Origin of the sequence: Nesterenkonia marinintestina (genome assembly GCF_025420485.1) — a bacterium.
GTDB lineage: Bacteria > Actinomycetota > Actinomycetes > Actinomycetales > Micrococcaceae > Nesterenkonia > Nesterenkonia marinintestina.
Map to the genome: position 1 here is coordinate 1 of NZ_JAOEFD010000022.1, position 8533 is coordinate 8533.

General features: G+C 57.4%; 3 protein-coding genes. All 3 read left to right on the forward strand.

All coding sequences use genetic code 11. From position 1 onward, the window contains the following. Window positions 1-277: 277 nt before the first annotated feature. The 3 genes from N7E59_RS11635 (at window position 278) to N7E59_RS11645 (ending at window position 8506) form a co-directional block, all read left to right on the forward strand. Entirely contained in the window at window positions 278-5170 is a 4893-nt protein-coding gene (locus N7E59_RS11635) for a DEAD/DEAH box helicase (protein WP_261625106.1), read from the forward strand. Continuing rightward, complete coding sequence (locus tag N7E59_RS11640; protein ID WP_261625107.1) at window positions 5167-7095, forward strand: AAA family ATPase; 1929 nt, start codon at window positions 5167-5169, stop codon at window positions 7093-7095. Before N7E59_RS11635 ends, N7E59_RS11640 begins: the two co-directional genes overlap by 4 nt. A 70-nt stretch (window positions 7096-7165) precedes the next feature. Then, the gene (locus tag N7E59_RS11645; protein WP_261625108.1) at window positions 7166-8506 is read left to right on the forward strand and encodes a PIN-like domain-containing protein; all 1341 of its coding nucleotides are present in this window, start codon (window positions 7166-7168) and stop codon (window positions 8504-8506) included. Window positions 8507-8533 lie beyond the last annotated feature (27 nt).

The following is an 8533-nucleotide window of genomic DNA, read 5'->3' on the forward strand; positions in this document are numbered from 1 at the left end:
TTAGTAAGACCGCAGACATAATCCACAGCATCAAAAAGCACCATACGAAGATGGGTGGCTTCAGCAACGCGGAGCTGCCAGCCTTCATCAGAATGATTAACGTGAGCGCTGATATACATCGGTAACTTCCTTTCGAGAACACACCCTCCCGAATGGGCAGGGCGTCTCGCCAAGGAAGTTCATGAACCCAGTCTATAAGAAGGCCGAGAAGCTGCTGCATGGGACACGAGTCTCGTCACATCACGTGTGACGTGGGCTTCCCCTGGATAATGAACCCATGGGGACGCTTGAGATCACTTTGGGCCACCTGCTGGAGACCTACTATCGGGAGTCCAACGATTTCCGGGATCGTGGGGATAAGTTCGAGCGGCTGGTCCGGTCTTATCTGACTACTGATCAGGCCTGGGCCTCGCAGTTCTCGGAGGTGTGGTTGTGGAAGGACTATCCGGAGAGGGGCACGCGCACGGACACCGGGATCGACCTGGTCGCGAAGGATCGTTTCACTGGTGAGCTGACCGCGATTCAGTGCAAGTTCCTGGAGCCGGAGCAGACGGTCTCCAAGGGAGATATCGACTCATTCATCTCTGCCTCCCCGAAACCTGAGTTCTCTCGCCGGCTGCTGGCACACACTGCCTCGATCGGCCCTAAGGCGCAGCAGACCCTTGAGGCGCAGGATCCGCCGGTGCAGGTGCTGGATCCGCATCAGATGGACCGGGCCGATATTCAGTGGGCAGAGTTCCAGGTCGCCTACCCCGATCGGATGGTGCATAAGTCCTCGCGGAAAAAGACACCGTTCCCGTACCAGCGGGATGCCATGGCTGATGTCGCTGCGGGTTTCCAGACTTCGGAGCGCGGCAAGCTGATCATGGCCTGCGGTACGGGCAAGACATTCACCTCGCTGCAGATCATGCAGGACCAGACCCCAGCGGACGCCAAGGTGTTGTTCTTGGTCCCCTCTATCGCACTGCTGGATCAGACCCTGCGGGAGTGGAAGCGCGACGCCGCTGAGGACTTCCGCGCCCTTGCCGTCTGTTCGGATGTGAAGGTCGGCAAGAACAAGGCCGAAGAGGACATCTCCACCACCGACCTGTTGGTGCCAGCCACCACAGATGCCGCCCATCTAATAGATCAGCTCCGCCAGGCCGGGGACTACGACGGCCGCACCGTGGTGTTCTCCACCTACCAATCCATCGACGTCATCCATCAAGCGCAGCAGCACGGACTGGGTGAATTTGATCTGATCATCTGCGATGAGGCCCACCGCACCACAGGCGCCACTGCAACGGATCAGGACCAGTCAGCGTTCACCAAAATCCACGACAACAGCTTTGTCGCCGGCGCTAAGCGGCTGTACATGACCGCAACACCCAGAGTCTTCGACGAAGGCGCAAAGAAGAAAGCTGATGAGAACTCGGTGGTCGTCGCGTCCATGGACGATGAGCAGCTCTATGGCCCCGAGTTCCACCGGCTCGGGTTCGGTAAGGCCGTGGCCCAGGGGCTACTGACTGACTACAAGGTCCTCGTGCTGGCGGTCGATGAGACCTCTGTGAACAACCACCTCCAGGGACTACTCACTGATGAGGAGGGCGAGCTGGGGATTGATGATGTCGCTAAGATCGTCGGCTGTTGGAACGGCCTCTCACACCGCGGGCAGCAGGACAACAACGACGCCACGGCATCCCGGGCGATGCAACGCGCGGTGGCTTTCGCGTCCAATATCAAGGAATCCAAGCGGGTGGCCTCGATGTTCGAGAAGATCACCGAGAAACTCGCTGCTACCAGCGACGAGACAGTGGCTGGTCACCACTTGATCTGTCGCGCTGAACATGTCGACGGCGGGATGAACGTCGCGCAGCGTTCTGCCAAGCTCAACTGGCTGGAAGCAACCCCGCAGGAGAACGAGGCCCGGATCCTCACCAACGCCCGTTGCCTTTCTGAGGGTGTGGATGTTCCCAGCCTGGATGCGGTGCTGTTCTTGAACCCCCGGAACTCTCAAGTGGATGTGGTCCAGTCTGTGGGTCGGGTGATGCGTCGCGCCCAGGGGAAAGACTACGGCTACATCATCCTTCCGGTAGGCGTCCCAGTGGGCACCTCCCCGGAGCAGGCACTGAAGGACTCGAAGAAGTACAAAGTCATCTGGAGCGTACTCAACGCTCTGCGCTCCCACGATGACCGGTTCGAAGCCACGGTCAACAAGATCGACCTCAACCAGGGCCGAGGCGAGAAGATCGACATCATCGGAGTCGGCGTCGGGAAAGAAGACGACGACGCCACCGTCACCACACCTCAGCAGCTCACCCTGGAGCTTGAGTTCCCAGGGTTGGAGGAATGGAAGGACGCGATCTACGCCAAGATCGTCCAGAAGGTCGGCGACCGCAAATACTGGGAGACTTGGGCTGATGACATCGCAGAAGTCGCCCAGCGCCATACCCAGCGGATCACGGCACTGGTGGAGCAGGATCCCACCCCGGAGGTGGCTGAGCGGTTCGAGCAGTTCGTCGAGGCTCTGAAGCACAACCTCAACCCCGGTATTACGGCCACGGATGCGATCAGCATGCTCTCCCAGCACCTGATCACCAAGCCGGTCTTCGACGCCATCTTCGAAGGCTACGACTTCGCAGCCAACAACCCCGTCTCTGTGGTCATGCAGCAAATGATCGACACCCTGGAGGGAAATAACCTCCAGGCCGAGACCGCTTCCTTGGATGGTTTCTATAAGTCAGTGGCCGAGCGCGCTGCCGGGATTGACAACCCCGAGGGCAAGCAGCGGATCATCACCGAGCTCTACGAGAACTTCTTCAAACAGGCTTTCCCCGCCCAGGCGGACGCCCTGGGTGTGGTCTATACCCCGGTGGAGATTGTGGACTTCATTATTCGCGCGGTCGATGATCTCTCGAAAGAACATTTCGGCGCTGGCATCACTGATGAGGGCGTACACGTCCTGGACCCCTTCACCGGCACCGGGACGTTCATCGTCAGGTTGCTGCAATCCGGAGTCATCACGCCCCATGACCTGGCGCGGAAGTATGCCGAGGAGTTGCACGCCAATGAGATCATGCTGCTGGCTTACTACATCGCAGCCATCAACATCGAAGCCACTTACCATGGGCTTATCAAGAACCACCTGGACAGCGATGCCGACCAGGTGCCCTATCGCCCGTTCGCGGGGATCGTGCTGGGCGATACCTTCCAGATGACGGAGGAGGACAACACCTTCGACCTGGAGATCTTCACCTCCAACAATGAACGCGCGCGGCGCCAGCTGGACACAGATATCCGGGTGATCATCGGCAACCCGCCATACTCAGCCGGGCAAACCAGCGCGAACGACAACAACGCCAACGCGTCCTACCCCAGCTTGGACGAACGTATCCGGACTACCTACGCGGCCAGAACTACAGGTCAGAACAAGAACAGCCTTTACGACTCCTACATCCGGGCGATTCGCTGGGGTACCGACCGTATCGGGGACCGCGGAATCCTGGCTTACGTGAGTAACGGCGGATATATCGACTCCAACAGCGCCGATGGACTGCGCAAGACTTTCGTCGAAGACTTCGACCACCTCTACATCTACAACCTCCGCGGCAATGCGCGCACTTCGGGCGAGCTCCGTCGCAAAGAGAAAGACAACGTCTTCGAGTCCGGCAGCCGGGCCACGGTCGCGATCATGATCGGAGTCAAAGACCCCACCCACACCGGCAACTGCGTGCTGTACTACCGAGACATTGGTGATTACCTCACCCGCGAGGACAAGCTCGGCATCATCCGTGAATCCACCATCACCTCCACCGCCTGGGAGATCATTACCCCCAACTCGAAGGGTGAATGGATCAACCAGTCCAGCGATATCTTCGACACCCTCCCGCCCCTTGGCGACAAAAAGAGCGAGACAGGGCAGACACCGGTGTTCCGGACCTACAGCCCTGGCCTTCAAACAAACCGTGACGCCTGGGTGTACAACTTCTCTCGCGAAGCTGTCGAGCGCAACGTGAACGCGATGACAGAGACCTACGACCAGGTCCGCCGCGCCTACCACGCCGAGCCCCGACCAAAGCGGAACGAAAAAGACGTCGCAGCTTGGCTTACCACCCACCCGGAGTTCTCAGACCCGGCACGGATCTCCTGGTCATCAACTCTCCGTAACCACGTCACCCGTGACACTAGGATCGAGACGTCCTCACAGTGGATAACCACCTCATCTTATCGACCCTTCGCCAAACAGAACGTCTACTTTCACAGCCACCTCAACCATCGCCCGGGCCAACTGCCGTCGATGTTCCCCACCCCGAGCCACCCCAACCACGGGTTCTACCTCAACACCGGAGGGACCAATCTTCCCTTCTGTCTACTTGCTACTGACGCGATTCCAGACCTGAATTTCTTCGGTCAGGGCGGTCAGTTCTTTGCCCGTTACACCTGGGAACCCGTGGCGACTGCCGAACCGGACCTGCTGAGCGGACTGTCCGACTCCAGTGATCGCGTCGTCGTGGATGGCTACCGGCGCGTCGACAACATCACTGACGCCACCCTGGCCCGCTACCAGGAAGCGTTCGGGCAGGAGGTGACCAAGGACGCGATCTTCGCCCATATCTATGTTCTGCTGCATTCTGAGCAGTACCGGAGTACATTCGCTGCGGAGCTGAAGCGTCAACTGCCCCGGATTCCGCTGGCGGCATCGGAGTCGGACTTCTGGGCTTTCGCTTCAGCCGGGCAGAAACTACTGGACCTGCACATCAACTACGAGAACTCCGAACCCTACCCGCTGGAGGAAACGGTTCAGGGTGACACCTCCGCGCCGGGCTTCTACCGGGTGCAGAAGATGAAATGGGGCGGCAAGGCCCGTAGTGCTGACAAGTCTCAGCTGGTCTACAACGCCAACATCACCTTGAACGGCATCCCGGATGAGGCCCACCAGTACATGCTGGGCTCCCGCAGCGGGCTGGAATGGCTGATCGATCGTTACCAGGTCAAGACCGACAAGAATTCCGGCATCACCAACGACCCCAATGATTGGGCGGAGGAGCACGGCGACTCCCGCTACATCCTGGACCTGGTCAAGAAGATCACGACCGTCAGCCTCGAAACCGTCCAAATCATTCGCACCTTGCCCGGACTGGACGCCATGACCACTCCAACTCACAGCCCCGAAGGGATGGGAACTGCATGAGGCTTGTCAGCGCGCACATCCGTGGATATGGACGTTTAGTCGATACGACTATCAAACTAGACCAGAAGCTAATCTCAGTTGTGGGCCCGAACGAATCTGGTACGACCACCCTCCTAAAATCTCTAAATTTCATCGAGACAAACGAAGCCTTGGAGCTCAAGCGCTGGGCGCGGGCCGGGGAAGTGAACAGCAGCACCGAGATCGTCAGCTTGCGTTATCTCTTAGACGAAGATGACAAAGAAAGCCTCGGAGACTTAGACCTGTTGGACAGTCCAGCGGAGTTCATTGCAGCCCGGTCAGCGGATGGAAAGCTTCGCTGGAGGACCGAGCCACCTCTCAGTAGAGGTACAAGCCTTCTCCGCGAAGGCTACATCCATCTGCATGAAGCGCTGAACGCCATTAGCTCTCCTATCGCAACGTCTCCCGAGACTTCCGAACTGAATGACATTGGTTCTTCTCCAGAGGGTACGCAGCTGCTCATTGAACTGAACGAATATGCCGCGGCGCTGGATCAGTACCTTGCAGCTGAGGACCCTAGCCAAGAGAACCTCGATTGGTTGCTGAAACGAGCGCAAGAGCTCAGAGACCAAGTTGTCGACTCCGCGCCTTTTGCCGCCTGCGAAGCGGCCTTAAACAAGGCAATCGTCTGGGGCGAGGCAGACGATCCATGTGTTGAAGCTCGAAAACGTCTATGGAGTTCTTCGCCTGATTTCGCCCTCTTCCGCGACGAAGACCGTGCTCTACGGTCTACCTACACACTAGATAGAAAGCTCCTGAAAGATCTCCCGTCTGCTCTCGGGAACCTTCTCCGGTTGGCGGAGCTAGATCTCCAGGCGTTGACTAATGCTGACCAGCAACAACAGATAGCTAAGCGTGAAACCTTGCTCAGGCGGGCCAACCGGAACCTCAACGAACATTTTTCCAACGTCTGGAAGCAATCAGACCTTACTGTCGAGCTTCAGATGGACGGAGGCTTGCTGCGAATAAATGTCATCGAGGATGGCGAGCATTCCTCGCCTTTCGCGGAGAGGTCCCAAGGACTCCGAACCTTCGTTGCACTTGCCGCCTTTCTGGCAGCTCGCAATACCGGCAGACCCACAATCCTCTTAGTAGATGAGGCTGAGAACCACCTACACATCGATGCTCAGGCTGACCTGATTGACATGTTCGCTGAACAACAGCAAGCAGAAAAGATCATCTACACCACCCATTCCCCAGCCTGCCTCCCTAGAGACATGGGCGTGGGACTTCGAGCAGTAGTCATAGATGGTGATGAGTCGAGTCACGTCGAGAACGCTTTCTGGAGCATGGACGGTCATGGGCTTTCTCCTGTGATGTTCGCGATGGGTGCTGCTGCGGCTGCCTTTACCCCCGCCAGGTATGCGGTAATCGGCGAAGGTCCCAGCGATATGATGCTTCTACCTCCCCTAATACGGGCATGCGTTGGCCTAGAGCGCCTTCCCTACCAGGTTGCGCCCGGGTTATCCAAGGCTCCTAAAAGTGCATACCCGGATCTCGACGTCGAGGCCGCAAGAGTTGCGTTTGTGATTGACGGCGATTCAGGGGGCGAAATTCTGGCCAAGGAGTTGTCCAAGGTGTTCCCCAACGAAAGAATCGTGCGGCTGCCCTTTCCTGGCATAGAGAACGCTCTCGATACAGATGCTTACCTAACTGTCGTCTCTGAGCTGCTTGCACAGCGCAACAGCGGCATAGAGCTCCCTAAATTCCCTGAGCTCCCTGACCGTGCCACTAGCTCATGGGCAAAGACACTAGAGGACTGGGCTCAGGAGGCAGATCTCTCGTTCCCCAGCAAGACTGAGGTGGCTTACCGTCTCCTCGAGCTAGAGCCCACGCCTATCAGTGAAAGCGAACGCAACGCTTTAAAAGAGCTCCATGCTGCTCTTGTTCACGCATTGAAAGTGTGAGCCCTCGTTTGGAAACGGTCCTCACAGGGCACCCGTTAAACTTGCTAGATCGCGTAAAGAGGGAGAAGCTGTGCGAGAGACCTTCCGGGCCTACTATCGGCCCACTGATATAGAGCTTGCCGAGATCTGGGCTGAGGGAATCATCGTTCTTGACACCAACACGCTCCTAAATTTCTTTCGATACACGCCTGGCACCCGGGATGAGTTTCTCGGAGTGCTGGATAAGTTGCAAAACTCTCTATGGATTCCCCACCACGTAGGTCTTGAGTTTCACCGACGAAGGCTCGGCGTGATCAGCACGACTTCAGAAGCCTTCACCAAGGTCACGGAGACACTTAGGAAGGCCGAGAGCGACATTGAGGCAACTCTAAATGCGTACAAACACCATCCATCGCTTAGTAAGAGTGACCTTCTAAAGGAGGTCAATTACTTCTTCGGTGGTCTCGCCGAAAAGCTCGAATCCCAACAGGAAGAGCATCGAACGCGCGTTCTACTGAACGGGGACGCCGAGCAGACTTTCCAGCGAATAAGCGACCTCTTCTCAGGACGAGTCGGACCTGCTCTTACTGAAGAAGAGCTGACATCGATCTACGAGGAGGGCGAGACTCGCTACGAGAACAAAGTGCCCCCTGGGTACAAAGATAAGGACGCCAACAACCCCAACCAGTACGGCGATTTGGTTATATGGAAGGAAATTCTCAAGCTCGGTGCCGCAGAGCAGAAGCCCGTGATCTTCGTGACGGACGACACGAAGGAGGACTGGTGGTGGCGAGCCGGAGGTGAAACCCAGGGGCCTCGAGTCGAACTGGTTGACGAGTACTGGGAGAAGGCGCAACAACGCATCCACTTTTACGAGCCGTTGAGGTTTCTGGAGTACGCCAAGGTACCAACCGAATCTCAAGTCAGCCCAGAATCCCTCGAGGAAGTAGAAGAGGTATCGAGCGCCAGCAGCAGAGCTCAGCGCGTGCTCCAAGAGAGGAAAAGAAGCCTCGAAGCTGAACAGGCGCAACTAGTCCGCAGGATTGAGCGTCGACAGTTCGAGTCATCCAGTCCAGAACAGCGCGTTAAGCTGCAACGCGAACTCGAACATTTGGTCGGTGAACAGGAGGCACTCGAAAGCCATTTAAAGCTCATGCGCGAACAATCTGAGCTCTTGGTACGAGGCCTCGCCCACACAGATGGCGCCGAACGACACGAGACCTATGAACAGGTCGCATTGTTGAAAGAAAATGTCGCGGGGCTGGAGAAGCACCTTTCGACACTGGGCCGTCGACGCGACGACCTCGAACGTCAGTTACGCCGCGGAGCGCCTGGCGAGCATCGACTTCACGGAACTTGGAAACGCCGAATTGATGACATACAGGACGAGCTGCTTGACGTCAGTCTCGCACTTGACGAGTTGAGCAAATAAAGCATGACTGAGTGGCTCGCACGGTAG

Bases quoted from the DNA above. Each gene is read 5' to 3' on its own strand.
- N7E59_RS11640 (WP_261625107.1), top strand. From the start codon at position 5,167: ATGAGGCTTGTCAGCGCGCACATCCGTGGATATGGACGTTTAGTCGAT.
- N7E59_RS11635 (WP_261625106.1), top strand. From the start codon at position 278: ATGGGGACGCTTGAGATCACTTTGGGCCACCTGCTGGAGACCTACTAT.